Below are 26,841 nucleotides of genomic sequence, written 5' to 3'. Positions count from 1 at the left end.
AAACATTGCAAAGCGTGTGCCAACTATATTTAATTTATAATTATCAATTACTTAATATTTTATTTTTTGAATTTTTAGTAAAATAACCATTTTTACCTATGAGTCAATTTTGAACATATTGTTTCATTCAAGTGCACTCGTAGCAATTTTTGCATTTGCAGTTCATGCATCAATTCGAAGTAAAAACCATGCTGATGCTACAAAAATGATTGATTAGAAAAAATAAAAAACCAGACACGAGGTCTGGCTTTAAAAAAATCTTCAAACTAAGGGGAAATCAGGAATGAAAGGATCAGTTGATTCACCTGATCTGTCTCGGTCACAGTAGATGCATGTGCACCTGTAGCAAGCAAACTTAGCTGACTATGCGGCAAGCATTGCTGTAATTGCTGTGACCGTTGATAAGGCACCAGGAAATCATTCTGATTGGCAAGCAGATGTATAGGAATATCTTTGAGTGCCTGTTGATGTTCTGTGTTTAGTTTAAAAGTCTGCACGGCTTGTAGGCGTGCCAGAACATTTTTGATCGGTGGAAAGTCAAGGAGCTGCTTATTTTCTGCTTCGGTTAACTGATCAATATGGGTTGAAATCCACTGCGGCGGATAAAGAAATAAAGCCTGTGCTCTCACATATGCCTCTGCCCCGCTATTGAGCAATAACGAAGTCCGGGCTTCGAAACACTTCTGAGTATGAGCATCCAGCTCTCCCCAAGCATTTAACATGGTCAAACTGAGCAGCTTAAACTTTCTTTCAGCCTGATAGGTCGCCAGTTGCATGCCGATATGTCCGCCCAACGCATGCCCGATAAAATGAAACTCTCGAATGCCATCATTGATCAATAAATCCAGAATCTGGCCGGCCATATGGTCGATCGAATAAGGCGTGGGCAAGAGTTCAGAATCTGAATGACAGCCTTCCTGGTCATAAGTAACCACATGAAAATGCTGCTGTAAAACTCTAATTTGAGGATTCCAGAAACTGGCATGTCCGCCCAGTCCGGACGAAAGCACCACATAAGGTGCATCTGCCTGTGCTGCATGATTAATAAATAAAGACATAAATTTCTCATAGTTTAAATATGAGATGAACGCAGCAAAATATATGCCTAAACAGGACCTTTTTTGAACAACTGTTAAAATTACAGCCAGTAGACATTAAAGCTGTAATAAAATTCTTGTACTTCAAAACGTACGTTATAACCCAGATCTGTTAACTCGGCAGACAAGGCACGGATATCTTCCAAAGGCAGATGTTTGGGAAAAACTGTCAGTACCGCTGTATTGCCTTGCCGGGCATTATCTTCAATCAGTTGCGCCAGACGTGGCTTATACATTTCAATATTCAGGTTAGCAACATTAGATAAAATTTTGGCCTGATCTGCCGTCATAAAATTCATTTTTATTTTCTCTTTTAATGTTATTTCACTAAGCTAAATGATTTATAAAACGCTTAATATTTCACTTTTGTATCAGAACATGCTGAAAGAAAGTATAAAAAAAATCCCTCATCATGAGGGATTTTTTTTAATCAAACTTATTGGCCTGGCAGAGGAATATATTGTGAAGCACTGTTTTGTGCCTTACGTTCAGTCACCACAACCTCTAGGATCATGGTTCTTCCTGCCCGCTCAATTTCAATCTGAATGGTACTGTTTGGCTTTTGCAAGGCCACAAAATTAATCAGATGTGAGGCAGAACTAATCTCTTCCTCATTTACTTTCATAATCTTATCGCCACGCTGGATTCCAGCCTTGGCAGCAGGTCCATCCGGTAGCACTTCTGCGACCGTCACACCTTTTTCTTTGGGTTGCAGGACATCATCACGCTCTGCAGGTAATAAGCTGATCCCTAACCAGCCACGAACCACACGGCCATCTTTCAAAATGGCATTCATCACCTGCTGACAGATTTTGGCCGGAATGGCAAAACCAATCCCCAGTGAACCACCAGACTGCGAGAAGATTGCAGTATTCACACCAATTAAATTACCGGCGACATCAATCAGCGCACCACCCGAGTTACCCGGGTTAATTGCAGCATCAGTCTGCACAAAGTCTTCATAGGTATTAATACCCAAGTCTGAACGGCCCGTTGCCGAGATAATCCCCTGCGTCACGGTTTGCCCAACACCAAAAGGATTACCAATCGCCAGAACCACATCACCGACTTCATTGCCACTGAGTTTAAATGGCAGAACTGGCAATTGTGTCAGTTCAATCTTGATCACGGCCAGATCGGTATCCGGATCAGTTCCGACCACCTTGGCTTCAGCACGACGTCCATCCTGCAAAGCCACTACAATCTGATCGGCCTGCGCAATCACATGGTTATTGGTCAGGATATAACCGTCTGGACGTACAATTACACCCGAACCTAAACTGTTTTCATTCGGGCTTTGTCCATACTGGTCAGGCAACTGATCGCCAAAGAATTCACGAAATACCGGATCGGTCAGTAAAGGATGCGCCTGTTGCTTGACTTTTTGGGTAGTAAAAATATTCACGACAGCGGGTGCTGCCACTTTTACAGCAGCACTATAGGAGACCACGCCTCCTGAGCGCGACGTATCAATCAACGGCTCTACTTTTTCAGCAGGCATTTTGACACCATCTGGCGCAACTGGTGCCTTTGGTTTTTGTAGTTGTTGCCACCCCAAAAAACCGATAATGACTAAAATCAGTAACACCCAGGGTAACCATGTAAAGGTGCGGCGCACGTTGCTATCCTCTAAAATATTTTAATTCGTTGATGACTAAGTAATTTGTGTCCTATTGTAATGCGAAATACATAACTAAACACAAAAAATTCCACAGAGATTTGTGCAGCTTTAGTTACAATTAGACCTATAGATAAATATGGGCAAGTTTTTAAACTTACAGGAATTTTATGGCGAATTTGAACGATATTATTCAATGGTGTGACCAAACTTTGGCAGCACGTGAATTTAAGGACTATGCACCGAATGGCTTGCAGATTGAAGGCAAATCCGAGGTGAATAAAATCCTCTGTGCTGTGACTGCTTCCCAGAGTGCCATTGAAGCTGCAATTGAGCAAGGCGCAGATTTATTGCTGGTTCATCATGGCTATTTCTGGAAAGGAGAAGCCTACCCAATTACGGGAATGCGTGGTAAACGCATTAAAACCCTGATTCAAAATGATATTTCACTGGTTGGCTATCACCTACCTTTAGACAGTCATCCAACTCTGGGAAATAATGCTACCATTGCGGATTTATTAGAACTCGAAAATATCGAACAGCTGGATCCGAGTGAAAAACGTCCGATTGGCAATATTGGCTATTTAAAACAGCCAATGAGTCCGGAAGATTTTAAAAATTATGTTTCAGAAAAGCTGGGCTTTGATGCGATTCATCTGCCTGCAGACAAAACTCAAATCCATAAAGTCGGTTTCTGTACCGGCGGTGCGCAGGATTATATTCAAAAAGCGGCACTACAGAACTGTGATGCCTATATTTCGGGCGAAGTGTCTGAACGGAACTTTTATGAAGCTCAGGAACTGAATGTGCATTATTATGCCTGTGGCCATCATGCGACTGAAAAATACGGTGTGCAACGCCTGGCCAAGGCTATTTCAGAACAGTTTAATATTGAGTATGATTATTTCGAATTAAACAATCCGATTTAATTCGACTGACGTTTATGATCAGTGGCTTTATTCATATATTTTCAGGCTTTATTCTGTATTGTTATTTATACACGATGCCCATTTCTGCCCGATTATCTATTACAATAAAGCCACTTATTGTTAAAACCCAGCAAAATGCAAGGAATTGAAAACATGACAACCATTACTTTACCAGCATTACCTTATGGCTACGAAGATCTTGCTCCACACATCAGCAAAGAAACTTTAGAATACCATCACGACAAACACCACAATACGTATGTGGTTAACCTGAATAACCTGATCGCTGGTACTGAGCTTGAAGGCAAAACTCTAGAAGAAATTATTACAGCAACTGCTGGTGATGCTTCTAAAGCGGGTGTTTTCAATAACGCGGCTCAAGTTTGGAACCACACGTTCTACTGGAACTGTATGGCTAAAAACGGCGGCGGTAAAGCAACTGGTACTTTGGCTGCGAAAATTGACGAAGCATTCGGTTCTTATGAAAAATTTGCTGAAGAATTTGCTGCTGCTGCAACTACTCAATTTGGTTCAGGTTGGGCTTGGTTAGTGGCTGACGAAGTAAACGGTCAGCTTTCAATCATGAAAACTTCAAATGCTGATACGCCAATGGCGCACGGTAAAATTGCAGTGTTGACGATTGACGTTTGGGAACACGCTTACTACATCGATTTCCGTAATGCTCGTCCTAAGTACATCTCTACTTTCCTAGAAAGCCTAGTAAACTGGGATTATGCAAATGCTAAATATGCAGGTCAGCCTGCAGGTGTTGAGAAATAATTTTTTATTTCTTTGCTAAACAAATCACCCATTTTGGGTGATTTGTTTATTTTTAGGCACTAAATGAATATTAATAAAGCAAACAATTCATTTCTTTACATTAATTGATTGACGACCTGGTTATTCATCCCTAAAATGCCGATCAGATTCTCCAATAGCTCAGTCGGTAGAGCGACGGACTGTTAATCCGCAGGTCCCTGGTTCGAGCCCAGGTTGGAGAGCCATCTATTCTTCCATAGCTCAGTCGGTAGAGCGACGGACTGTTAATCCGCAGGTCCCTGGTTCGAGCCCAGGTGGAAGAGCCAAGATTGTAAAAAACCCACTCATTGCGAAGTGGGTTTTTTTATAGCTGTATTTTTTAAATTGAGATCATCTTGATTTATATGTGCGATCAACCGCTCATTTCTTATGATCCAGATCACTTATCAAAATTCAGGCTGATCGCGATTTTGCTGTTAGGACCGGTTTACATAAACATAACAGTTTAAACTACAAACCTTTTCGACTATTTTTAAAACACTTGATTCAATTTCTTCAGCTTTTTTCTAAAAGTGCCTTGACCCCTTTTCAAATCTCTCTATAATCGCTGTCAGATTCTCCAATAGCTCAGTCGGTAGAGCGACGGACTGTTAATCCGCAGGTCCCTGGTTCGAGCCCAGGTTGGAGAGCCAATCTATTCTCCCATAGCTCAGTCGGTAGAGCGACGGACTGTTAATCCGCAGGTCCCTGGTTCGAGCCCAGGTGGGAGAGCCAAGATTCTGAAGAAACCCACTCATTGCGAAGTGGGTTTTTTTATTCTCCCCTTTTGTGATCTGTGTTTAATTTGAGTCAGTTTATATTTTTTGTGATTGGCTGCCTGGCAACTTTTGCATTAGTTTGCCTGCTCTTCCCACATCTCTTCACCCGTCAAAAGAAATTCTATCCGAAGCGCGTCATTACTGCTTTTGAAAGCAGGATGTTTACACGTCTGAAAGATGCCTTTCCTCATCATCACATTCTGGCACAAGTCGCGTTTAGCGCTTTGATCACGCACGATCAGATGAAAATGCGCAATCAATTTAATCGCAAAGTCACAGACTTCGTGGTACTTGATCGTGAATATAATGTAGTGGCGATTGTCGAACTGGATGATCCGAGCCATATTGGCAAAGAGCAGGAAGATGCTGAACGCGATGCCATGCTGATTGCAGCAGGCTATACCGTGATTCGATACACCCAGATTCCGACTATCAGACAACTGCAAAGGGATTTAAAATAAATTAAGCTGCAATTTCGATATTTCTCGCTGCAGCTTGAATTGGATTAATCAAAGCCTCCTGCTCCGCTTTTAATTTCTCGGCAGCTTTTCATGCTTCAAAACTAACCTATCCTCGTCCAATTTAGCGTCTCATCACAAGCATTCTCAGTTAAACCTGCCTTTCTGCAGGATTAGGGTGATAAAGTTTAAATTATCGCTCTATAATCCTTTCGAAAACAAAATATAAGTCAGATGACCTGATCGGCCTGTTCCATTTCCGGCCATCATCACCTTGCTTATTTTTGGCGTTGTTTTTTATTCAGTGATCGTTTATTTATGCAAAATTCTATTCGTATTGGTATCGCGGGTTACGGTAATCTTGGCCGCGGTGTTGAAACTGCCATCCAAAAAAATCCTGATATGCAGCTTGTCGGTATTTTTACTCGCCGCTCACCAAGCAGCGTCTCTCCTTGCTTTGCAGAAACTCAAGTGTATAGCATGGATGCACTATTAAATGAGTTTAGCGATAAAATTGATGTACTGATTCTTTGTGGCGGCTCTAAAGATGACTTGCCACAACAGGCCCCTATCTTTGCAAGTAAATTCAATACTGTAGATAGTTTTGATACGCATGCACGTATTCCGGAATACTATGCTGCAGTCGATGCACCCGCCCTTGCTAACAAAAAAACAGCCATGATTTCTATTGGCTGGGATCCTGGCATGTTCTCGATTAACCGTTTATTTGGTGAAGCGCTATTACCAGATGGCGAAACTTATACCTTTTGGGGTAAAGGCTTAAGTCAAGGCCATTCAGATGCGATCCGCCGTGTACCGGGTGTAAAAGCCGGTGTGCAATATACTATTCCATCCACTGATGCTATTGAACAAGTCCGCAGTGGCGCACGACCTGAGTTAAGCACCAAAGATAAACATCATCGTGACTGTTATGTGGTCTTGGAACAAGGAGCTGATGCAGCAACAGTTGAACAAACCATCGTCAGCATGCCTGATTATTTTGCAGATTATAATACGACTGTGAATTTTATCAGTGAGGAAACTTTACTGAAAGATCACCAAGATATGCCACATGGCGGTTTTGTCATTCGTAGTGGTAATACCAGTGATGCACAAAAACAGGTGATTGAGTTTTCTTTAAAGCTGAATAGCAATCCAGAGTTTACTGCAAGTGTTCTAGTGGCTTATGCCCGTGCCTGCTACCGTCTGAATCAAACTCAGCAATATGGTGCCAAAACAGCCCTAGATGTAGCACCTGCCCTACTTTCAATTAAATCTTCAGAACAATTGCGCAAAGAATTGCTTTAAGATGATTTAAATATAGCCACCGATCGGATGATGGGTGGCTATATTTTTCCATTCTAGAATACGGCTTGCCTAATTACTAAGTATCGAATATCTACAGTCAAATCATCGTTTGCAGAAACCCATGCAACTATCTACTACACAGACATTTGCAGTATTAGACAAGTGCAAAGGGATTCTAGATAGATTAAGGTGCTGTTGCACTACTTTTAGACACAGCTTGTGTTGAATTTGCCTTAGCATCCTGCTCTGCTTTGAGCTTTTCCGCAGCTTCTCGTGCTTCAATACGCGCAATCATATCTGCCTGCTGCTGCTTGTATTTTTCCTGATTTTTAGCATCACTATTCACTGCAAGAAATGCCATACTAATTAAAAATACCGGAATACAAAGTGCAAGCGTACCGAAGATCAATAGCTTTTTGACACTGCGGGGCTGTGACTGCTCGGACATAACAAACCTGCTTTAATTTCGTCATTTAATTACACTGCCCAATATAACAAAATAAAGTCATAGCTCAAGCCTTATAGATTAGGCAATAACAAAAGCATCCTTATAGGACGCTTTTTTCTCAGTCGATAGACAGTCACTACCTCAAAGCCAGTAGTATTCCTGCAAAAATAATCAGTCCAATCCAGCGGTTATGCCTAAACGCCCAGAAACACAGCTGTGGATCTTTATCCCGTGTTTTTATCCATTGGTAAATAAAATCAAGAGCAACAACAATTAATGCAGCCAGACCAAATGGAAGCAATAAATTTTCTAGCCACAATGCAGCACCTATCAATAAAATACTACTAGCCTGCAAAGCGCTAATGATCTGAATATCATATCGACCAAATAAGATCGCGGTTGATTTCACCCCAATCTTTAAATCGTATTCACGATCTGCAATTGCATATTGGGTATCATAGGCTACGGTCCAGGCCAGATTACCAAAATATAGAAGCCAGCAGGTTAAATCCGGCGTTTGTCCAACTGCGGTATAAGCCATCGGAATCGACCAGGAAAATGCTGCACCCAAAAAGACTTGAGGTAAATGGGTATAGCGCTTCATAAAAGGATAAATAAACGCTAAAAATAAAGCCCCAAATGACCAGTAAAAAGTTTCGATTGGCAGAAAAAATAGTAGGCAGGCACTGGCAGACACCAAAACCAGAAATACCATCACAGCTTCTTTGGCACTGATAATCCCAGTCGCTAGCGGACGGTTTTTAGTACGCTCCACATGTGCATCGACTTTACGGTCAGCAAAATCATTAATGGCACAGCCTGCCGCCCGCATAAAAATCACACCCAAAATCATGGGAATTAAAATTTCAATACGTGGCATTCCCTGAGCTGCAATCCACAGCGCCCACATGGTAGGCCAAAAAACCAGTTCAGTCCCAATCGGTTTATCAAAACGACAAAGATAATAATAGGCGCTAAGACGCTCACGCCAGGTGATTGCTTGTGCGGTTGCCATAAAAATCAAGCCCGTGAATTTTGTATAAAGTGTTCAAATGCCGGTAAAAATGTTTCTTGTACGATAAATTTACAGCCGTGCCAAGTATAGCAGCTCTGACGGGTCCAGCCCTCATCTAAAAGTACCACCCGACGCTGGCAGAGTGGATTGGTGCGCTGAAACAGAAACAAGCCAATCGGTTTGGTGCCAATATGCTGAAAAATTCGGGCTTTTTTTTGCAGGCTTAAAATCGGAAAGATGCTTTTGGCTTTCACCCAAGGAGACTGTTCCGAGCCGTAGAGATAACTTTCACGCACCCAGGAAGTATGCTGATGTGACATCTGCATCCATTTGGCATTGGCAAAGCCTAAACGCTGAAAATGCTCTTGAATTGGCTCGACATGGAATTGTCCTTGCGCCAAATCGGTCAGTTGTTGCGTGAGTGAACCCGATGCATACAGCCACGGTTTTAACTCAACAGGCAGAGTTGACAGCAACACACGCTGATTTTGATTTCTAGAACGACTATTCATTGTTAACAGTTATCTGTTTTTGCAATGATTTCATATTTGCCTTGTGGGGTTTTAATTAAAATAAAACCTTCAGCACTCAAATAAAATGATTCTGGATAAGCATAATCCAGCGCTATTTCAGGATTTTTCAGCGCCACAAATTGAGCCTGCTTATAACCCTCGGGAGTCCGCCCCACTTCAAGATAAGTCACTTCAGAGAAGTTCAACTTAAAACCTTTGTTATGATCTTTTGGATCAATCCATGGATAAAAGCTGGTGTGCTTTTTACGTTGTGCCATTTAAGCCCATCAATCATTTAAAATTATAAATAGATGATACAAAAAAACCCGCAACATGCGCGGGTTTTCTTCGCTTTAATTCGTGATGAATTACAAGCTGTAGTACATATCAAATTCAACTGGGTGAGTAGTCGTGTTTAGACGACGAACTTCTTCAGTTTTAAGCTCGATATAAGCATCAAGCATTTCTTTCGTGAACACGCCACCTTTTAACAGGTAATCATGATCCGCTTGAAGTGCTTCAAGCGCCATATCCAGGCTATGCGCCACTGTAGGGATTTTTGCTTCTTCTTCCGGTGGAAGATCGTACAAGTTCTTGTCAGCAGCTTCACCTGGGTGGATCTTGTTTTGAATACCGTCAAGACCAGCCATCAACAATGCCGCGAAACCTAGGTACGGGTTCATCATTGGATCTGGGAAACGTGCTTCAATACGCTTGCCTTTCGGGCTAGACACGTAAGGAATACGGATAGATGCAGAACGGTTACGCGCTGAGTAAGCAAGCATAATCGGTGCTTCGAAATGTGGAACCAAACGCTTGTACGAGTTTGTAGAAGGGTTAGTAATCGCATTTAAAGAACGAGCATGTTTAATTACACCACCGATGAAGTACAACGCCATTTCTGAAAGGCCTGCATATTCATCACCAGCAAACAGGTTTTTGCCGTCTTTAGAGATCGACATATGCACGTGCATACCAGAACCGTTATCACCCACCATTGGTTTAGGCATAAAGGTTGCTGTTTTTGCATATTGATGCGCAACGTTCCAAACCGCATATTTGAACTGTTGAACTTCGTCTGCTTTACGCACCATAGTGTTGAAGCTCACACCAATTTCTAACTGGCAAGAAGCAACTTCGTGGTGATGTACTTCTACACGACCTGGACCCATGATGTCTTCGATACGCGCACACATGTCTGCACGCATGTCATGTGAAGAATCTACAGGAGGAACTGGGAAGTAACCGCCTTTTACGCGTGGACGGTGACCAGAGTTACCGCCTTCGTAGTCTTTGTTAGTTGACCAAGCAGCTTCTTCAGCGATCAATGTATGGCGCGCGCCAGACATGTCGATTTCCCATTTTACTTCGTCAAATACGAAGAATTCTGGTTCTGGACCAAAGAATGCAGTGTCACCGATACCGGTAGATTTCAAATATTCTTCTGCACGGCGCGCAATCGAACGTGGGTCACGATCATAACCTTGACCAGTTGATGGCTCGATTACGTCACAAGTTACAACAACTGTTGGCTCTGCAAAGAACGGGTCGATAAAACCTGTTGCCGCATCCGGACGTAAAATCATGTCCGATGCTTCGATGCCTTTCCAACCTGCAATTGAAGAACCGTCAAACATTTTGCCGTCTTCAAATGTATCTTCATCAATACTGTCTGCTGGGTAAGTGACGTGTTGCTCTTTACCCTTGGTATCAGTAAAGCGAAAATCGACCCATTTTGCGCCACTTTCTTGTATGAGTTGAAGGACCTTGTTCGCCATGCTCATTTTGCTCCGATGTTTTTGTTGCACCCGTGAAGTGCGTGTTAGCAGTTGATAGTTATTAAGCAATTACCGTACCAACTTTTAAAAGTATAGATAAAATCTTGAAATCTTTATAAGAAATCATGAAGTGACAAAAATACTTTGCGGCTATTATACTAGCTGCAAAACTAAATGCACTATATTCAAGCATTCTTCATTTATTTTATTTCAGCTTTATTTTTTAGCGCACCTAAATAGTGCATGTGTCTATAAAAATGTATGCGAAACATATTTTTTTATAGCAAATATGCTGCTTTTTCTTACTTTTGTTATATTTTTACTTGTTTTTGGCTAAAAATTGAGCTTTTTTTAGTAGATATCAGTAAAGAAAATTTTGCGATTCATTTGGGATTGTATGCCTATTATGAGGCATTTTCTTTAAATCTACTTTCAATAGAAAAGTTTATATAAAGCTTAACTATTCAAGTGATGTTTTTTTCATCAAGCATTTTACCTCTCTTTGACCTTAATTTTTTCATTTTTAAGTTTTACTCTAAAAAATAGCCTTTTAAATCTTTCTATGAGTAAACCTATTACTTTAAATCATTATAAAATTTTATTTAATTTTCTACAGGTTTTTAAAGCCAATAAATTGAGCGAAATTGTTGCGCCGAATGGGGCTATTTTTTGCTATGATGAAGCGTGCTTTATTTTCACACAATGAAATCAATGATTTAGTTGTGTCAGGCAAGTGCTTGCAACACGTATAAATAAAGTACGATCTGGACAACATTAGCACAGTTAAGTGCATTAATTTCAATAGGTTAAGCTCATGCTTTTAATGATCGACAACTATGACTCCTTTACTTATAACATCGTCCAATATTTTGGCGAACTGAATCAAGAAGTAAAAGTAGTCCGTAATGATGCCGTGACATTGGAAGATATAGAGCGATGGCAACCTAAGTATTTAGTGATTGGCCCCGGCCCGTGCTCGCCAAGTGAGGCAGGAATTTCTATTCCTGCCATTCAGCATTTTGCTGGCAAAATTCCTTTACTGGGCGTTTGTCTTGGTCATCAAAGTATTGGTCAGGCATTTGGCGGTGATATCGTGCGTGCCAAACGTGTCATGCATGGCCGTCTGTCTGATATGTACCACAGTGATACCGGGATTTTCAGCAATCTTCCTTCTCCATTTCCTGCAACGCGCTATCATTCACTGGTGATTGATCAAGCCACCTTGCCCGAATGTCTGGAAGTGACCTGCTGGACCAATGAAGCTGACGGCTCTATGGAAGAAATTATGGGTGTGAAACATAAGACATTGCCGGTCGAAGGCGTGCAGTTCCATCCCGAATCGATTCTGAGCCAGCATGGTCATCAAATCTTTAAAAACTTTCTCGAAATTTATGCCTAAGAACACCTTATGAATATTCAACAAGCTTTAAGCAATATTACTAAAAACATTCACCTGACTCAGGATCAAATGCAAGACGTGATGCGTGCCATCATGTCAGGTGAAGCGACCGATGCCCAGATTGGTGCCCTGCTGATGGGCTTACGTCTTAAAGGCGAAAGCATTGATGAGATTACCGCAGCTGCACGTGTCATGCGTGAACTTGCCACTAAAATTGATGTCAGTGACATTCCTTATCTGGTCGATATCGTCGGCACAGGCGGTGACGGTCAAAACCTGTTTAACGTTTCTACTGCCTCTGCATTCGTGATCGCAGCAGCCGGTGCAACTATAGCCAAACATGGTAACCGCGGCGTTTCGACCAAATCAGGTTCGTCAGATTTGCTGGAACAGGCCGGGATTAATCTGGACCTGAATATGCAGCAGACTGAACGCTGTATCCGTGATGTCGGTGTCGGCTTCCTGTTTGCACCGAATCATCATCAAGCCATGAAATATGCAATCGGCCCACGTAAAGAATTGGGGATTCGCAGTATTTTCAACCTGCTCGGTCCTTTAACCAATCCGGCTGGCGTACAACGTCTGGTCATTGGCGTATTTTCCAATGAACTCTGCCGTCCAATTGCCGAAGTTATGAAACAGCTCGGTGCTGAACATGTGATGGTAGTACATTCACGTGATGGTCTGGATGAAATCAGTATAGCCTCTTCAACTCATGTTGCTGAACTGAAAAATGGCGAAGTCACCGAATGGGAAATTATTCCTGAATCGGTCGATATTGAATCGCAAACTCTGACCGGACTGATTGTAGAAGATTCTGCGCAAAGTCTGGCTTTAATCAAAGATGCACTGGGCAAGAAAAAATCAGACATCGGCGATAAAGCCGCCAATATGATCGCGCTGAATGCCGGCGCAGGTATTTATGTCTCCGGTTTGACCAGCAGCTATAAGCAAGGTGTTGCGCTGGCACATGACATTATCTATGGCGGTCAGGCACTTGAGAAAATGAGTGTACTGTCTGAATTTACCAAAACTATTAAACATTACGAAGCTTAATTCGGTCAGGGATTTTGATCATGGTGGATATCGCAAATACAATTTTAGGCAAAATTGTTGACCGTAAAAAAGAAGAATTTGCCCTACGTTTAAAGCAGAAAAGCTATAAAGATCTGGAAGAACTGGCACAAGGTGCATCACCTGTGCGTGGTTTTGCCCAGTCTTTAGTGTCGAAACGTCCGGGTGTCATTGCTGAAATTAAGAAAGCGTCACCATCTAAGGGCATTATTCGCGAGAACTTTAACCCTGCGGAAATTGCAGCACAGTATCAGGAGGCAGGTGCAGCCTGTTTATCGGTGCTGACCGATGTAGACTTTTTCCAGGGTCACGATGACAACATTCAGATTGCCCGTTCACATTGCGACCTGCCTGCACTGCGCAAAGACTTTCTGATCGATCCTTATGGAGTTATCGAAGCACGTGCTCTGCATGCAGACTGTATCTTGCTAATTGTGGCTTGCCTGTCTGATCAGCAGTTAGAAGAAATGTCTAAAACTGCATTTGAACATCATCTGGATGTACTGGTTGAAGTTCACGATGAAGAAGAACTATCCCGTGCTTTAAAACTTTCTGATCGTTGTCTGCTCGGTGTAAATAACCGTAATTTAAAAACCTTTGATGTGGATTTAAACACATCATTACGTTTGAAAAAATTACTGGACCCTTCACGCCTGCTGGTGACTGAAAGTGGTATTGCCACACCTGCGGATGTTGCGATGATGCAGAAAAATGATATTCACGCCTTTCTGGTCGGCGAAAGCTTCATGAAACAGCCACGTCCGGATCATGCTTTCCGCGATCTGTTTGGTGAGCCTGAAGCGGTTTAAAATGTAAATGCTCACCTAAGCATTAAAAAAGCCCAATCTCAGGATTGGGCTTTTTTATTTTCAATATTGAAAAGTAGATCATAGATTCTCGAGCGTATTTAAAATCCTCAGCAATTTCATGAACGCAATTCAGTTCTCCTTTGTCTATTTTCAGACTATAATTCTTGTAAATTCCGCATCTCCCTTGTTTTTACATTATGAGTAAACACGATTCTTCATTATCTAAAGATCAGTACAACCTGCTGAAATCTTTTAAGAAGCAAATTACACAGCCGCAAACGCCTGCGGTCGTTGCTGCACCTGTTGAAAAGACTGGCGAGCAAGAGGCTTTAGAAGAACTGGAATTATTCCGCAAGCAAATGCAGGGCGTGCAAAAAATTGAATCGGGAAATACGGTTCAACTGGACAAACCACGCAAGAAAAAGCCGGATGCACAAATCCTAGCAAAGCGTGCAGCGGCTACTGGCCCGATGGAAACAGAGGCCATGGCTTTATCAGATACTCAGGCCATGCTCAATCCTGTCGGCAGTCAGGCCAACTTGAGCTATCGCATCGCCACCTTGCAGCATAAAGTGTTTGAAGACTTGAAAGCCGGTAACTTGCGCTGGTTTGAAGCTGTGGATCTGCATGGCTGTACCGTGGAAGAAGCGCGTCAAGCCGTGCTGCAGATTATCCAGATCGCCAAAGATGAAAACCAGAACGTGATTAAAATCGTACATGGTAAAGGTCCAGAAGCGATTTTAAAAACCTATGTCAACGGCTGGCTGCGTCAGCATCGCGATGTTTTGGCTTTTGTCAGTGCACCTGAAAAGCAAGGAGGTACCGGTGCAGTATTGGTTCTGCTCAAACGTGCAGAAAAGAATCCAAAGTTCAAACAGTAAACGGTTTTAGCCTCAAAACAAGGCATTGTAAAAGTTTTCTGCTACAATGCCGTCCTTGTTCATTCTCAGTTTAAGTGAATACGTCATATGACTATGCAGCAATCCTACGCAAACATTCTTACTGCCGTTGGCGAAGATCTAAATCGCCCTGGTCTCAAAGATACGCCTGTGCGCGCTGCGAAAGCATTTTCATATTTAACCTCGGGTTATAGCCAGACACTTGAAGAAGTGACCAACAAGGCAGTCTTCCCTTCCGATAACCGTGAAATGGTACTGGTCAAAAATATCGAATTTTATTCGTTATGTGAGCATCACTTATTGCCATTTTATGGCCGCGTTCATATCGCCTATTTGCCTGAAGGTCATGTTTTAGGCCTGTCTAAATTTGCCCGCATTACTGAAATGTTTGCACGCCGTTTACAAATTCAGGAAAATCTGACTCAGCAAATTGCAGAAGCAGTGGCTGAAGTCACCAAAGCACGCGGTGTTGCAGTAATGATTGATTCTGCGCACATGTGCATGATGATGCGCGGTGTAGGCAAGCAGGAATCAACCACACGTACGGTATCATTTATTGGTGATTTTAAAACCGACAAAGAAACACGTCGTGAATTTTTAAGTGCGGTTCCAGAAAGCTATTAATTATTAAAGCTTAAAAATAAGTTACTCAAAGCCTCGATCATTCGGGGTTTTTTGCTTTTAAAGGAAGAGGATATCAATACTTAATTCAAAAGCTCACTTGCTATAAATAACACCTGGTAACAGGGTTTAAAGACCTGTCCCAAAACTTGCTATGTTTCAGTCTAGAACTCAAACAATTCCTGCTTGTGTTTGCAACAAGCCTACACTTGGATACATGATAAAGTTTTAATCCTGCCGCTCTCCCATTAAAGTAATTTGAAGTTGATATACAGCAAAGCGCTTTATATCTTTCTGATTGATTTTTAATGATAAGGAAAGTAACCATGGCGAATAGTAAAAATAACCAGGCGAAAGACAGCAAAAAATCAGCAAAAACTGCTAAAAAGACCCAAGATGAGAAACTGAAAAAGTCGAATAAGAGTAGTGACAAAGACAGTGATCGCAAAGTCACTAAAAAAGCGGCGAGCAGTAAATCTAAAGCGGCATCTTCTAAGAAAGACAATGCCAGCAAAGATGAAAAAGTGAAGGCGAAGAAAAATTCGAGCTCAAAAGCCAGTGATAAAGCGAAAGACCAAAAGACCTCTTCCGCGAAAAAACCGGCTAAAGCGAAAAGCAGCAACAAGAGTAAAGACGACACTAAAGTGAAAAAGTCTTCTTCAAAAAAATCGGCGCCTGCTAAAAAGCAGTCGAGTAGCTCCTCTAAGAGCAAGTCAACCAAGGCTAAAACCTCGAAGACCAGTTCAAAAAAATCGAAGTAAAATGAAAGCCCCTAGCTCTAAATGACAGGGGCTTTTCTGTATCCTGCCCCTTTATTTTTATAATTTGTATTAGCTGAAATATTGAGCAATTTTAAATTTCAGAAAAGGCCGAATATGAAGCCATCTGCCAAAGTAGCGCCACCAAAACGTCCGTCACGTGTAGTTTCGAATAGTTTTGATTATTCTCTGGACTTTGCAAAGGTTAATTTCCGCAAACGACCGGAGCTCTACCGGATTGGCCGTGGTGAACAAGGTGTATTACTGGTTGAGCCTTATAAATCAGAAATCCTGCCGCACTGGCGCTTTGCAGATGAAGAAAAAGCACAAGCCAGTAGCGAGAAAATCTATCAGCTTTTTCTAGACTATTTAAAGCAAGAAGATTTTATCGGTGCGGACATGGCACGCAAGTTTTTACAGATGGGTTTCACCCGTGCCCGACGTTATGCCAATCATAAAGGTGGCAAAAAATACGATGGCCCGGTTCCGGAGGATAAAAAAGGCTTGAGTGGTGCGCATGGCCGTTCCGAGCTACCACGTAATCATGAAGATCCGGTTAAAGCCGCTGCTGCCAAAATCTTTAAACAGAAATGGGATGAAGCTAAAAATCATCCCGAATATCTCCAGCAAAAACAGAAATTTCAGGAATTTATAGAGCAGCAGTCTGCAACTGGCTAAAAACCTTTCATTTAAACTGAGAGTGGCTGTGCGACAGGGTTCAAGGACTGATGAGCCATATAAACTCTGTTACGCCCGTTGTTCTTCGCCATATACAAGGCAGAATCTGCCGCATTCAGGAAGCGCTGATAATCCGGATGTCCATCATAAAGCACACAACCAATACTCACCGTAAATTTAAACTGCTGGCCTTGTGCCGAATTAATCATGCCATTTTCAATATATTTACGAATACTTTCGGCGATATTGAGGGCACGTTTTTCATCAGTATCCACCAGTAACAGCAAAAACTCTTCACCGCCGACCCGAAAAGCATAATCACTGCCCTGACTATATTTTTGCAATGCTTCGGCCAGAAATTTCAAGGCCAGATCACCTGCTGCATGTCCGAATTTGTCATTAATACTTTTGAAATAATCAGCATCGATAGCAAGTAAAGACAAAGGCGTATGATTCTTACGAGAAAAAGTGATTTCACGTGAAATAATCGTATTCAAATAACGGCGATTCAGTAACTGGGTCAATGAATCATTACCTGATTCAATATATTCGGCCACCTGAAATAACTGATCTACCAACAACTGAATTTCGCGGTTTAAGTCACGGATCTGCTGGATCAGTCCCAGCATATTGTTTTTGTCAGTACAGTCCATAATATCTTGATTAAGTTCATCGACTTGATAAATCCGTTCAATGATTAAATCGACCTGATCAGAACCGGTAAAAGCATAAGAGGCTTTATGGATAAACCATAAACCGAACTCAGACTTGGACAGCATCGGATGATTCAATTTCTCATGCTCAGAAAAGACCTTGAACATGAGCTCATTTTCCCAGTCCAGCAATGAGCTGCGCTGTTTATCTTTTTGTACGGCCACATCCTGCATCGCTGAAAAAACACGATAACTGTGTTTAATTTCCTGATTCATGGCTGTTTTGGCTTCATAAGATCGGCACATGACTTCTGTGGCAAATCCCATGATTTGGACAATATAACTGCAGGTGGTCAACATACTGTGGTGAGGATTCTCATCCAGCAGTTCAAACATTTTACGCTCAATTTCACGTACACCGCGCATGATCAGCCAGGACGGAATTCCGACACGCGCATGCACATGCCCCACCATCGCCTGTTTCTGCACGGCATCGGCATAGCGTTTATTAATTCCTACACTAAAGCTTTCAAGTAGCCAGGCATTTAAAGTGTCACGCAAGCGCTGTTGAATCAAGTCATCAGAAAAGAATTCTGCAGATTCCTTTTCAATGAGCATATTTTTATAGAATTCTTCCACCAGAATCAGGGAATGATCTTGAATAAAGTGAAAGGCATGCAATAAGTCATCAGATGAATAATTTTGACAGATCTGTTCCCATTGCTCGGCCAGTCTTGCCATGCATTCATTATTCATACTGTCTGTTCCCCAAAACCTTGCAATTTGCACTCACATTATGTGATAAATATAGCAAATATCAGGTATTTTTCCTAAAATATCGACCAGATTATTTGCACCAAACCCAGCTAATCTTTTTATGCAAGGGAAAACCGAACAGTAGCCTCACAGATACACAGCACTTTATGAATAGTGTTGATCAGTTTTAACTAAATCTTAAAAATACCGGATCAAACCAAGACTCCATTGATCCCAGTCTTTGGACTGTTGTTGCTGATATTCCCAAGACAGCCGAAGTGCATGTTGTGGATTGAATGCATATTGGAGTTCAGTATTCAGTTTCAGCTGCCAGCGATGCGAATCTTCCCAATAAGGCAGTTCCACCTGCACCAGACTGTTAATCTGATCGCTCCAGATATTCTGACAACCCACGGTGGGGCCTGCACCTACGCGCCAGCCTTGATCAAGTGTCTTGCCTGCCTGTAGCTGAGTTTGCATTTGTGCATAACATAGATGTTCACGGCTGACATTTGCCCAGCTATAACCGACCTGAGTTTTTAAGCTGGCAACGCCATGCTGCTCATCTTCACTAAACTGGCCATGCGCATTCAGTGCTTCCTGTTGCCAGCCCAGATTAAAACCCCAAGACAATGGCGTATTAAACGGATTGACGGGGTTATAGGAATTGACAGTCAATAGATCCAGATGCTCCAGTTTGAGTTCACTGTCACGATATTGCAAAGCCCCATCCAGAAACAGCAATTGTGTGCCGGTTCGAAAACCGCCTTGCGGGTCGATGAGATCATGATAGGCTTGCCGATGCCCTAGCTGGACAAAGGATTCACCCTGAACCTGTCCGGCCTGAAGACTGATATTCCGTGCATGATGGCTTTGTACCGGGTCTATTTTTGGACGTTCAGGCGCTTTACGCTGCTTCTCGATATTCAGCTGACTTCTTAAGCCTAATAACTTGCGAAAACGTGGCTGGGAAAATGATTTATCGACTGTTTGTCGGAGAAAGTCCAGATATAAATGATCATAGGCCATTTCCAGAATTTTGGCCTGATCTTCTGCCGGATAGGGCTGCAAGATTGAAGGCATTGCACCTGTTTCTGCATAAGCCAGCTGATGCGCAGTTTTTGCCAGCGCTTTGCCATGCTGTCTGGACTGTGCCAGCAATTGAGTTTCAAGCGCCGGACGGTAAACTTTCTGTTTGATCAAGCCCTGCTGTTCTACTACTTTTAGTGTTTCAATCGGAATCGCAGTCGAATTAAACTGTTTCTGTAGATTTAGCTCGGGACGTACCAGATCAAACAGTCCCAGTAGGCGATAAGCGCAATTATCACTGATAAAATAATAAGGGAAACTTACATTTTGCATTTCCCAGAGATGCTGTACCAAAAACCTGGTTTCTTGCGGACTTAAGTTTAATTCATATTCCCACAAATCCCGGCTTTCAAAGTCACCATACTCTTTGACCTTGCGGTAATACGGCATCAGTGAATATTCACCCGGATATTGTCCAGTCAGCCCTTTCCAGGCAAAGGACCAGTTGTCATTGCCATCGACCGTCGCAGCATAGTTGACCGCATAAGAAATCAGATTGAGTTGTTGCTGGTCTTTAGGGTCCAGACGCAACAAGGTATGACCAAACATCGAGCTGGGATTACCCATAAAATCCGTGGCATAGATCAGGGTTGCCTGATAAGGCTTGACCTCGCCAATCCATTTATCCAAATCCGGGCAACTGACCGCAGGCAATTGTTGCTCGGAAATATTCAATTGCTGCATTAACCAGCTGCTGCGTGCAGGAAACTTACAGCGGACGGACTGATTCGGCTCTGCGCTCAGGAATAAAGCCTGAATGTTATGCTGCATTTCTTTTTTTAGATCAGTTTTTCCCTGCTCTGCCAGGAAATAGCCCGAATAGTTAACCTCGCTATGACCTTGGGGATTGGCATACATGAGACGTTGCCAGGTAGTGCTCTGATCCAGATGCTGAGTTTCGGCCTGAGCGATATAATGCTGGATGTCTGGATTAATTTCGCTAGAAAAACTTAAAGGGCTGAATGTCAGGCCCAACATGAAGAACGCATATTTCATTCAGTTAACTTATTCTCATCAATTTCTTTTAGTCATAAGAAAACCCTGCCAGAACAGCAGGGTTTTTAGGGTGCGGATCAGATGTAGGATTTCAATACTTCATCTTTGGCCATCACAGTTTGTAAGGTGCTTAAAACTTGTAATGTATTCTGGTTTTCTTCGGAATAAATTTCAGAGAAATTCTGCTTGGAAACGCTAAAGAAACGAGCTTTATCTTCAGATTTAATATTCAAAAGTTCAGCCAGAACATTCAGGCTTTCACCCTCTCCAACTGCCATATCACGCGCCAATGCTTCAGCGTTTTCATTGGTAAAGGTCACCACTTGAGCGGTTACGGTACCGCCCTGGCTACAACCTAAAGTACCAAAAGTGATCCCGAGCCACTGATTCGTGAACAGAACGTTGGTCGTACCTGCAAAGAGTTTAGGAATAATACCTGACTGACCCGCCCACACCTGGCTTCCGATACCACAACCGACATCTCGGTCAGCCATCGCCATGCTTGAACCAGTCGCCAATACCGCCGCCAGCATAATTTTTTTCAACATAGTTATTCTCCAATTATTCTCATGCAATCTTTGTTATTACTCTAATAATGTAATTTAAATTACATACTCAGCAGAGTAGCGACAAGTCAAGTTTGGCGCAATTGAAAAAATGTATGCTTTACATAAACATAACCTGATTGATTTTACTGTTCCTTGAGCGCCCAATCGCCTTGTGAATTACGCTGTCCCAAGATTTTCAGTACTAACACCAGACTCAGCAATAACAACAAATACCAGGAGCCCAGTTTGCCCCATCCCACCATATGCCATTGCTCAATCTGGCTTGGATAGAGCCAGATCTGGTAAAAGGTACTGATGTTCTCGGCAATCCAGATAATAAACGCCAGAATCAGCAGTACGGGTAACATCGGCAACTGAAAAGTATGCCGATTCAGCTGAAAGCGAATTCTGGTTTTCCAGAACATCAGCACGCTCCAGACAAATAAAATCACCCGATAATCGGGAATAAAAAACTTGCTCATAAAGTTGATATAAGACAAGACAGCCAATGTCAGCATATGGCTAAAACGCGGCAATTTTTCAAATGAAACCTGATATAGACGTAAAGAGCGCGCAAAAAAACTGCCGACCGCAGAATACATAAAACCGGCAAATAAAGGCACGGTCAGGATTTTAAATATTGCGGGTTGAGGGTAATGCCAGGAAGCAATTGCCGGATGGGTCAGGAAGATTTCCATCACCATGGCCATGAGATGAAATAACGCAATCACTTTGGCTTCAGCCCAGGATTCCAGTTTGGTATAGAGCAATATCACCTGAATCAGCAAAGCAAAAAAAAGCAGATAGTCATACCGGTAAAAACCAAAGAAGAGATCGCTGCCCATAGAAGCAGTCAGCGCAAAAGCGAGCAGGAGTAAAATCCCAAATAAGGCAGCCGAAGCTGCCTTATAAGTAAATTCAAACCCTGATTTGAATAGATCGATCAAGGTTTACATCCTAAAGATATTTGGCACTATACTCATGTACGGTATCAATAAATGCTTTTGGATTCGCCGGATCAACCCACTGGGTAATACCATGACCTAAATTGGCAACATAACCGGTTTTCTCGCCATTGGCATAGGCATCATCCAGCATGGCTTTTGTCGCTTTAATGATGGTGTCTGATGAACCATATAAAGTTGCAGGATCCAGGTTACCCTGAAGTGCTGCACGACCAGCAACCGTTTGACGAGCGACATTCAATGGCGTGGTCCAGTCCAGACCAAATGCATCTGCGCCTGTCGTAATCATCGGTTCCAACCATTGACCGCCACCTTTGGTAAACAGAATTACCGGAATCTTGCGGCCGTCTTTCTCACGTTGCAAACCAGCGACAATCTTCTGCATATAGTTCAGCGAGAACTCGATATATTCACGATGTGCTAATGCCCCACCCCAACTATCAAAGATCTGTACCGCTTGTGCACCCGCATCGATCTGCGCATTCAAATATTCAGTCACTGCATCAGCCAGACGATCCAGTAAAGCATGCAAAACTTCAGGCTGCGCATACATCATCTGTTTGGTAAAACGGAAATCCTTGCTTGAACCGCCTTCGACCATATACGTTGCCAGAGTCCATGGACTGCCTGAGAAACCAATCAGAGGAACCTGACCGCCCAAGGCTGAACGAATGGTCGAAACGGCATTCATCACATAATCCAGATCCGACTTGGCATTAAATGCAGGCAGATTGGCGACATCCTGTTCGGTACGGATGGTCTTGTGAAATTTCGGGCCTTCACCGGCTTCAAAATACAGCCCCAGTCCCAAAGCATCCGGAACCGTCAAGATATCCGAGAATAAAATCGCGGCATCAAGATCATAACGGCGTAAAGGCTGCAAAGTTACTTCACAGGCCAGTTCAGTATTCTTGCAAAGCGAAAGGAAATCTCCTGCCTTGGCACGCGTTTCGCGGTACTCAGGCAAATAACGGCCAGCCTGACGCATCATCCATACTGGCGTAGCATCTACAGGCTCACGCAACAATGCGCGCAGAAAACGATCATTTTTTAAGGTCGTCATTCACATTCCCATCTTTCTTTGACATTGCCAACATCATAGCAAAAAGGCCGCAGTTTTAATAACTTCTGGCAACTTTAAAAACCGATCGGATTGAACGGCAACCTAGTGATTTACACAAAACAACTACTGCATCTCCACATTTTTTCTGTAATACTTATAGTGTTTTTCCACATAGTTAAAGAAATAATTCTTAAGGTTGAGTTACATGTTCGTTCGCACAATGCTCGCTGTGAGTCTAGGTTGCATTTTCGCAGGTCAAGTTTTTGCCGCGTCTACTGCTGAACAACCATTAAAACCCCAAGTGGTGACTGATGTTGCAGTGCAAGATCCGATTGATCCATTAGCAACTGAAGCTTCAGCGGCCCAAGCAGCACCTGCAGAAGCGCAAATTACTGCACAAGAACAACAAGACTTAAAACAGGCATCTGAAGCGCTGAATGAGCTACAGGATACCGAAGATCAGACTGCCTCTGTTGGCGCAGCACCAAATACCAAAGCACTGACTAACTCTGCGGCGACCAAAGCTTCTTGGACTTTAGACGGTTTAAACAATGCCCAATGGTATGAAAATATCGGTGCAGGTCAATTCCCAGTTTACGCACGTGCGCATGTCATGCTGAATAATGCCCATGCATCACCAGGTGCGATTGACGGAACCAGCGGTAAAAACACACTGAAAGCGATTGCATCTTTCCAGCAAATGAATGGCATCAAGCCGACAGGTGTTTTGACTCAGGAAACCTGGGATAAACTAGTTGCACGTCAAGGTTCTAAGCCAACCTTTGTTGAATACACCATTACTGAAAAAGATCTGGCAGGTCCGTTTGCCAAGTCTATTCCTTCAGATTATGCGCTACAGGCGAAAATGAAAGGCTTGTACTACACACGTGTCAGTGAAATGTTGAGCGAAAAATTCCATATGGATGAGAATTTCTTAAAGAAACTCAATCCAAATGCCAACTTTAATAAAGTTGGTGAAAAATTACTGGTCAGTAATGTACGTAATGACTTGCCTGAAGGTATTCACTTGATTGTTGCACATAAAGGCGCGAAACAACTGTACTTATTTAACAGTAAAAATCAAATGATCGCGTCATTCCCTGCCACCATTGGTAGTGCGGATACACCATCTCCAACCGGAACCTATAAAGTAACAGGTGTTGCACCAAACCCTTGGTACAGCTATTCACCGTCTAACTTTGTACAAGGTAAAAACTTAAAACCACTATCTTTACCACCGGGTCCTAACGGTCCTGTCGGGAATATCTGGATTGGTTTAAGCAAGAAATCATTTGGTATTCACGGAACACCAAACCCGTCTACCATTTCGAAAACAGCGTCACATGGTTGTATTCGTTTGACTAACTGGGATGCCAATGATCTTGGCCGTAAAGTTAAATCTGGCGTAACGGTTCGTTTCTTAGAATGATGATCGGTCTAACGATTTGAATAAAATAGCCTGCTTTTGAGCGGGCTTTTTTATTCCTTATGTTTACTTTCAGCTATGTCGTTGCAAAAATGCAATGATCTGTCGCCTATTTGAGATTTTTTCAGTTATAAAACGACAGTATGATGATCTCAAGTTAAAAATAATGTCGAGATAAAATCATGAATGCTTTTCTACATCCGAGCGAAAATCGTGGTCATGTAAAAATGGGATGGCTGGAGTCTAAACACAGCTTCTCATTTGGTAACTGGTATAACCCAAAGTATATGGGTGTCAGTGCTTTACGCGTGATTAATGATGACTTGATTGATGGTCATCAGGGTTTTGGGACACATCCACATGACAATATGGAAATCCTGACCTGTGTGCTAAAAGGAACCATTACCCATCAGGACAGCATGGGCAATCATGGCGGAATCGCTGCGGGTGAATGGCAACTGATGAGTGCAGGAACAGGTGTGCGACACAGTGAAATGAACCAAGGTAACGAACAGGTCCATTTACTGCAAATCTGGATTATTCCAAATGAACGTGATGCCAAGCCGAACTATCAGCAAATCCGTCTCGATCCGCATGAGCAACCGAACCAGTGGCATTTGATTTGTGGTCCGAATGACAATGCACCGATGCATATTCGTCAGAATGCCGAAGTCAAAACTGCGGTGATTCAGCAAGGCCACAGTCTGGAAGTGAAAGCGACCCAACATATTAATTATATACATGTTGTTTCTGGCACTGTTCAGATCGCAGAACATACAGTTGAAGCGGGTGGCGCAATTGCTTTTCTGGATGACACAGAAATTAAAGCAAGCAAAGATGCGCAAGTGATCTGGTTTGATTTGCCGGAAGTACCAAACTAAGCTTTTAAAGCTCAGCTCTAATGGCTATTGATCCAAGTGATTAATAGCCATTTTTTATACATATAACAATGAACAAGAAATAATAGTTCGCAGAATCATAATAAGGTTTCTTAGCTAAGAAAATTATGCCTACTACCTATACAAATCCAACCAATTCTCATCACATTTTTACCTAAGCAATGCATTATTTAGGTGAATATAAACTGATCCATTTCTATGGAATCCAGTGCTGTATAGCTTTGATCATTCGCGACTGGTTTTGATATTGTCTTTTGCAGCCATAAAGTGAATTGATCTTTTCATGTAGGTTAAATAAATAGAAGAGCATATTCGTATGAACCAGATTTTAGAGATGCAAAGCATCCAGCAACAAGTTTTGTTTTATTTATTAGCCTTTTTAAAACAACAAGATTATCAGTTCACGACCATTACACCACTTTCCCACCAGCGAATTCTGAATCGGAAAAAGAATGAAATTTATAAGCACAGAACCCTTCAGGATATCTTTGGCTGGAATCTAAACTTTAAAAAAACTGATCTTGATTCTGCCCTTTTTACATTATTGCAAGAACATCAGCTTCTACAGTTTCAGGAAGATCAATACTTGAGTCAGGTTCGGGTTTCTTCACTCGATGGCGAACTTTTTATTCATTCAGCTTTTCCCACCACTCAGCAGGATGCGGTATTTTTTGGTCCGGATACGTATCGCTTTGTCTATCATCTCAAGCAATATCTAGCTACTCAGCCTCGCCCTTTCAAACGGGTCGTGGAAATGTGTTGTGGCACTTCAGCAGCCGCAATCAGTATTGCCAGACATTTTCCAGATGTGAATGAAATGATGGTTGCAGACCTGAATCCCAAAGCCTTGCTCTATAGCCAGATTAATATCAGTTTTGCCGGCTTAAACCATATTCATCCGGTTCAAAGTAATTTATTTTCCAATCTTGATGGAAAATTTGATCTGATTTTTGCTAATCCACCGTATTTAATTGATCCCGAACAACGTCAATATCGTCATGGCGGTAATGCGCTGGATGGCTGTGATTTATCATTCAGGATTATAAAAGAAGGTCTACAGCGCCTGAATTCTGGCGGACATTTATTTCTATATACCGGTGTGACCGTGACTGAACATGGCAATCTGTTTTTGCAGCATCTTAAAGATTTGATGAAACAGCATCAAAATATAATCTGGTCCTATGAAGAAATTGACCCGGATATTTTTGGTGAAGAACTGGAACAACCGGCTTACCAACATGTGGAAAGAATTGCGTTGGCATTAATCAAAATTGAAGTAGGCAATTAAAGAATATTTATTAATTATGGAATTTTAAAATTTTGACTTTGTTCGCTATCAGCTTATTTTAAATCGTTTTATTAAAATCATAGAAATAAAAAAACCCCAATCTTTCGACTGGGGTTTTTAAAATTTGGCGGAAGCGGTGAGATTCGAACTCACGGAGGACTCACACCCTCGTCGGTTTTC

At 42.3% G+C, this 26,841-nt stretch carries 27 protein-coding genes and 4 tRNA genes; 18 read left to right on the top strand and 13 right to left on the bottom strand.

Annotation, left to right across the window (positions count from 1 at the left end; translation table 11 throughout):
* Positions 1 to 266: 266 nt before the first annotated feature.
* From rutD to NI470_RS13475, 3 genes are all read right to left on the bottom strand, one after another.
* Complete coding sequence (gene rutD, locus NI470_RS13485; RefSeq protein WP_253099178.1) at positions 267 to 1,058, bottom strand: pyrimidine utilization protein D; 792 nt, start codon at positions 1,056 to 1,058, stop codon at positions 267 to 269.
* A gap of 80 nt (positions 1,059 to 1,138) precedes the next feature.
* Positions 1,139 to 1,396: a hypothetical protein gene (locus tag NI470_RS13480; RefSeq protein WP_004730148.1), complete on the bottom strand. Its 258-nt coding sequence runs from the start codon at positions 1,394 to 1,396 to the stop codon at positions 1,139 to 1,141.
* Between the two features lie 137 nt (positions 1,397 to 1,533).
* Complete coding sequence (locus NI470_RS13475) at positions 1,534 to 2,715, bottom strand: S1C family serine protease (RefSeq protein ID WP_044112775.1); 1,182 nt, start codon at positions 2,713 to 2,715, stop codon at positions 1,534 to 1,536.
* Between the two features lie 170 nt (positions 2,716 to 2,885).
* On the opposite strand from NI470_RS13475, the gene NI470_RS13470 reads away from it, so the two are divergent.
* The 8 genes from NI470_RS13470 (at position 2,886) to NI470_RS13435 (ending at position 6,987) form a co-directional block, all read left to right on the top strand.
* Entirely contained in the window at positions 2,886 to 3,644 is a 759-nt protein-coding gene (locus tag NI470_RS13470; RefSeq protein ID WP_253148685.1) for a Nif3-like dinuclear metal center hexameric protein, read from the top strand.
* 153 nt (positions 3,645 to 3,797) lie between these two features.
* Positions 3,798 to 4,424 (top strand): superoxide dismutase, encoded by a 627-nt coding sequence (locus tag NI470_RS13465; RefSeq protein WP_004646486.1) that lies wholly within the window; start codon positions 3,798 to 3,800, stop codon positions 4,422 to 4,424.
* Between the two features lie 148 nt (positions 4,425 to 4,572).
* A tRNA-Asn gene (locus NI470_RS13460) sits at positions 4,573 to 4,648 on the top strand.
* A gap of 5 nt (positions 4,649 to 4,653) precedes the next feature.
* Positions 4,654 to 4,729, top strand: a tRNA-Asn gene (locus NI470_RS13455).
* A gap of 290 nt (positions 4,730 to 5,019) precedes the next feature.
* Positions 5,020 to 5,095 (top strand) — tRNA-Asn (locus NI470_RS13450).
* 6 nt (positions 5,096 to 5,101) lie between these two features.
* Positions 5,102 to 5,177, top strand: a tRNA-Asn gene (locus tag NI470_RS13445).
* 61 nt (positions 5,178 to 5,238) lie between these two features.
* Positions 5,239 to 5,682 carry a DUF2726 domain-containing protein gene (locus tag NI470_RS13440; RefSeq protein ID WP_004279650.1) on the top strand — a complete coding sequence of 148 codons (444 nt, stop codon included), beginning with the start codon at positions 5,239 to 5,241 and terminating at the stop codon, positions 5,680 to 5,682.
* 315 nt (positions 5,683 to 5,997) lie between these two features.
* The gene (locus NI470_RS13435) at positions 5,998 to 6,987 is read left to right on the top strand and encodes a diaminopimelate dehydrogenase (RefSeq protein ID WP_004279649.1); all 990 of its coding nucleotides are present in this window, start codon (positions 5,998 to 6,000) and stop codon (positions 6,985 to 6,987) included.
* Positions 6,988 to 7,171: 184 nt separating this feature from the next.
* Here the strand turns inward: NI470_RS13435 and NI470_RS13430 are convergent, their stop codons facing one another.
* The 5 genes from NI470_RS13430 to glnA all read right to left on the bottom strand — a co-directional run bounded on the left by NI470_RS13430 (position 7,172) and on the right by glnA (position 10,746).
* Entirely contained in the window at positions 7,172 to 7,435 is a 264-nt protein-coding gene (locus NI470_RS13430; protein ID WP_114541940.1) for a hypothetical protein, read from the bottom strand.
* Between the two features lie 136 nt (positions 7,436 to 7,571).
* Entirely contained in the window at positions 7,572 to 8,450 is an 879-nt protein-coding gene (gene ubiA / locus NI470_RS13425; protein ID WP_247144124.1) for a 4-hydroxybenzoate octaprenyltransferase, read from the bottom strand.
* A gap of 5 nt (positions 8,451 to 8,455) precedes the next feature.
* Positions 8,456 to 8,962, bottom strand: a complete 507-nt coding sequence (locus NI470_RS13420) for a chorismate--pyruvate lyase family protein (protein WP_071851873.1) — start codon at positions 8,960 to 8,962, stop codon at positions 8,456 to 8,458.
* Between the two features lie 2 nt (positions 8,963 to 8,964).
* A complete protein-coding gene (locus NI470_RS13415) occupies positions 8,965 to 9,240 on the bottom strand; it encodes a hypothetical protein (RefSeq protein ID WP_004279642.1) in 276 nt (91 codons plus the stop codon).
* Between the two features lie 90 nt (positions 9,241 to 9,330).
* Positions 9,331 to 10,746, bottom strand: coding sequence for a type I glutamate--ammonia ligase (gene glnA / locus NI470_RS13410; protein ID WP_004279641.1), 1,416 nt, complete (start codon positions 10,744 to 10,746; stop codon positions 9,331 to 9,333).
* Between the two features lie 808 nt (positions 10,747 to 11,554).
* On the opposite strand from glnA, the gene NI470_RS13405 reads away from it, so the two are divergent.
* The 7 genes from NI470_RS13405 (at position 11,555) to NI470_RS13375 (ending at position 16,978) form a co-directional block, all read left to right on the top strand.
* Positions 11,555 to 12,139 carry an anthranilate synthase component II gene (locus tag NI470_RS13405; RefSeq protein WP_004646400.1) on the top strand — a complete coding sequence of 195 codons (585 nt, stop codon included), beginning with the start codon at positions 11,555 to 11,557 and terminating at the stop codon, positions 12,137 to 12,139.
* A gap of 9 nt (positions 12,140 to 12,148) precedes the next feature.
* Positions 12,149 to 13,195, top strand: coding sequence for an anthranilate phosphoribosyltransferase (gene trpD / locus NI470_RS13400; RefSeq protein ID WP_004279589.1), 1,047 nt, complete (start codon positions 12,149 to 12,151; stop codon positions 13,193 to 13,195).
* 20 nt (positions 13,196 to 13,215) lie between these two features.
* Complete coding sequence (gene trpC / locus NI470_RS13395; protein WP_004279588.1) at positions 13,216 to 14,022, top strand: indole-3-glycerol phosphate synthase TrpC; 807 nt, start codon at positions 13,216 to 13,218, stop codon at positions 14,020 to 14,022.
* A 197-nt stretch (positions 14,023 to 14,219) separates the two neighbouring features.
* Positions 14,220 to 14,903, top strand: coding sequence for a Smr/MutS family protein (locus NI470_RS13390; RefSeq protein ID WP_253148674.1), 684 nt, complete (start codon positions 14,220 to 14,222; stop codon positions 14,901 to 14,903).
* 93 nt (positions 14,904 to 14,996) lie between these two features.
* On the top strand, positions 14,997 to 15,545 hold the full coding sequence (gene folE / locus NI470_RS13385; RefSeq protein WP_004730181.1) for a GTP cyclohydrolase I FolE: 549 nt from the start codon (positions 14,997 to 14,999) through the stop codon (positions 15,543 to 15,545).
* Positions 15,546 to 15,868: 323 nt separating this feature from the next.
* Positions 15,869 to 16,303 (top strand): hypothetical protein, encoded by a 435-nt coding sequence (locus tag NI470_RS13380; RefSeq protein ID WP_004646396.1) that lies wholly within the window; start codon positions 15,869 to 15,871, stop codon positions 16,301 to 16,303.
* A 114-nt stretch (positions 16,304 to 16,417) separates the two neighbouring features.
* The gene (locus NI470_RS13375) at positions 16,418 to 16,978 is read left to right on the top strand and encodes a DUF4385 domain-containing protein (RefSeq protein ID WP_247144120.1); all 561 of its coding nucleotides are present in this window, start codon (positions 16,418 to 16,420) and stop codon (positions 16,976 to 16,978) included.
* An 11-nt stretch (positions 16,979 to 16,989) separates the two neighbouring features.
* Here the strand turns inward: NI470_RS13375 and NI470_RS13370 are convergent, their stop codons facing one another.
* From NI470_RS13370 to hemE, 5 genes are all read right to left on the bottom strand, one after another.
* The gene (locus tag NI470_RS13370; RefSeq protein WP_253148672.1) at positions 16,990 to 18,387 is read right to left on the bottom strand and encodes a diguanylate cyclase; all 1,398 of its coding nucleotides are present in this window, start codon (positions 18,385 to 18,387) and stop codon (positions 16,990 to 16,992) included.
* Between the two features lie 198 nt (positions 18,388 to 18,585).
* Positions 18,586 to 20,472 (bottom strand): Lnb N-terminal periplasmic domain-containing protein, encoded by a 1,887-nt coding sequence (locus NI470_RS13365; RefSeq protein WP_180037803.1) that lies wholly within the window; start codon positions 20,470 to 20,472, stop codon positions 18,586 to 18,588.
* Positions 20,473 to 20,549: 77 nt separating this feature from the next.
* Entirely contained in the window at positions 20,550 to 21,020 is a 471-nt protein-coding gene (locus NI470_RS13360; protein WP_004279577.1) for a DUF3015 family protein, read from the bottom strand.
* Between the two features lie 143 nt (positions 21,021 to 21,163).
* Complete coding sequence (locus NI470_RS13355; RefSeq protein ID WP_004646389.1) at positions 21,164 to 21,967, bottom strand: DUF817 family protein; 804 nt, start codon at positions 21,965 to 21,967, stop codon at positions 21,164 to 21,166.
* 10 nt (positions 21,968 to 21,977) lie between these two features.
* Entirely contained in the window at positions 21,978 to 23,048 is a 1,071-nt protein-coding gene (hemE, locus tag NI470_RS13350; RefSeq protein WP_219309790.1) for a uroporphyrinogen decarboxylase, read from the bottom strand.
* Between the two features lie 205 nt (positions 23,049 to 23,253).
* Here hemE and NI470_RS13345 point away from each other — a divergent pair, with 205 nt between their 5' ends.
* The 3 genes from NI470_RS13345 (at position 23,254) to NI470_RS13335 (ending at position 26,661) form a co-directional block, all read left to right on the top strand.
* Positions 23,254 to 24,477, top strand: coding sequence for a L,D-transpeptidase family protein (locus NI470_RS13345; protein ID WP_253148670.1), 1,224 nt, complete (start codon positions 23,254 to 23,256; stop codon positions 24,475 to 24,477).
* Positions 24,478 to 24,656: 179 nt separating this feature from the next.
* Positions 24,657 to 25,355 carry a pirin family protein gene (locus NI470_RS13340; RefSeq protein WP_253148668.1) on the top strand — a complete coding sequence of 233 codons (699 nt, stop codon included), beginning with the start codon at positions 24,657 to 24,659 and terminating at the stop codon, positions 25,353 to 25,355.
* Positions 25,356 to 25,689: 334 nt separating this feature from the next.
* Entirely contained in the window at positions 25,690 to 26,661 is a 972-nt protein-coding gene (locus NI470_RS13335) for a methyltransferase (RefSeq protein ID WP_253148666.1), read from the top strand.
* The last annotated feature ends 180 nt before the right edge of the window (positions 26,662 to 26,841 follow it).

The organism is Acinetobacter lwoffii, assembly GCF_024129115.1.
In the GTDB taxonomy this organism is placed as follows: domain Bacteria; phylum Pseudomonadota; class Gammaproteobacteria; order Pseudomonadales; family Moraxellaceae; genus Acinetobacter; species Acinetobacter lwoffii_T.
Note: the sequence above shows the minus strand (reverse complement) of the source record. Positions and strands in the feature narration are given on the sequence as shown.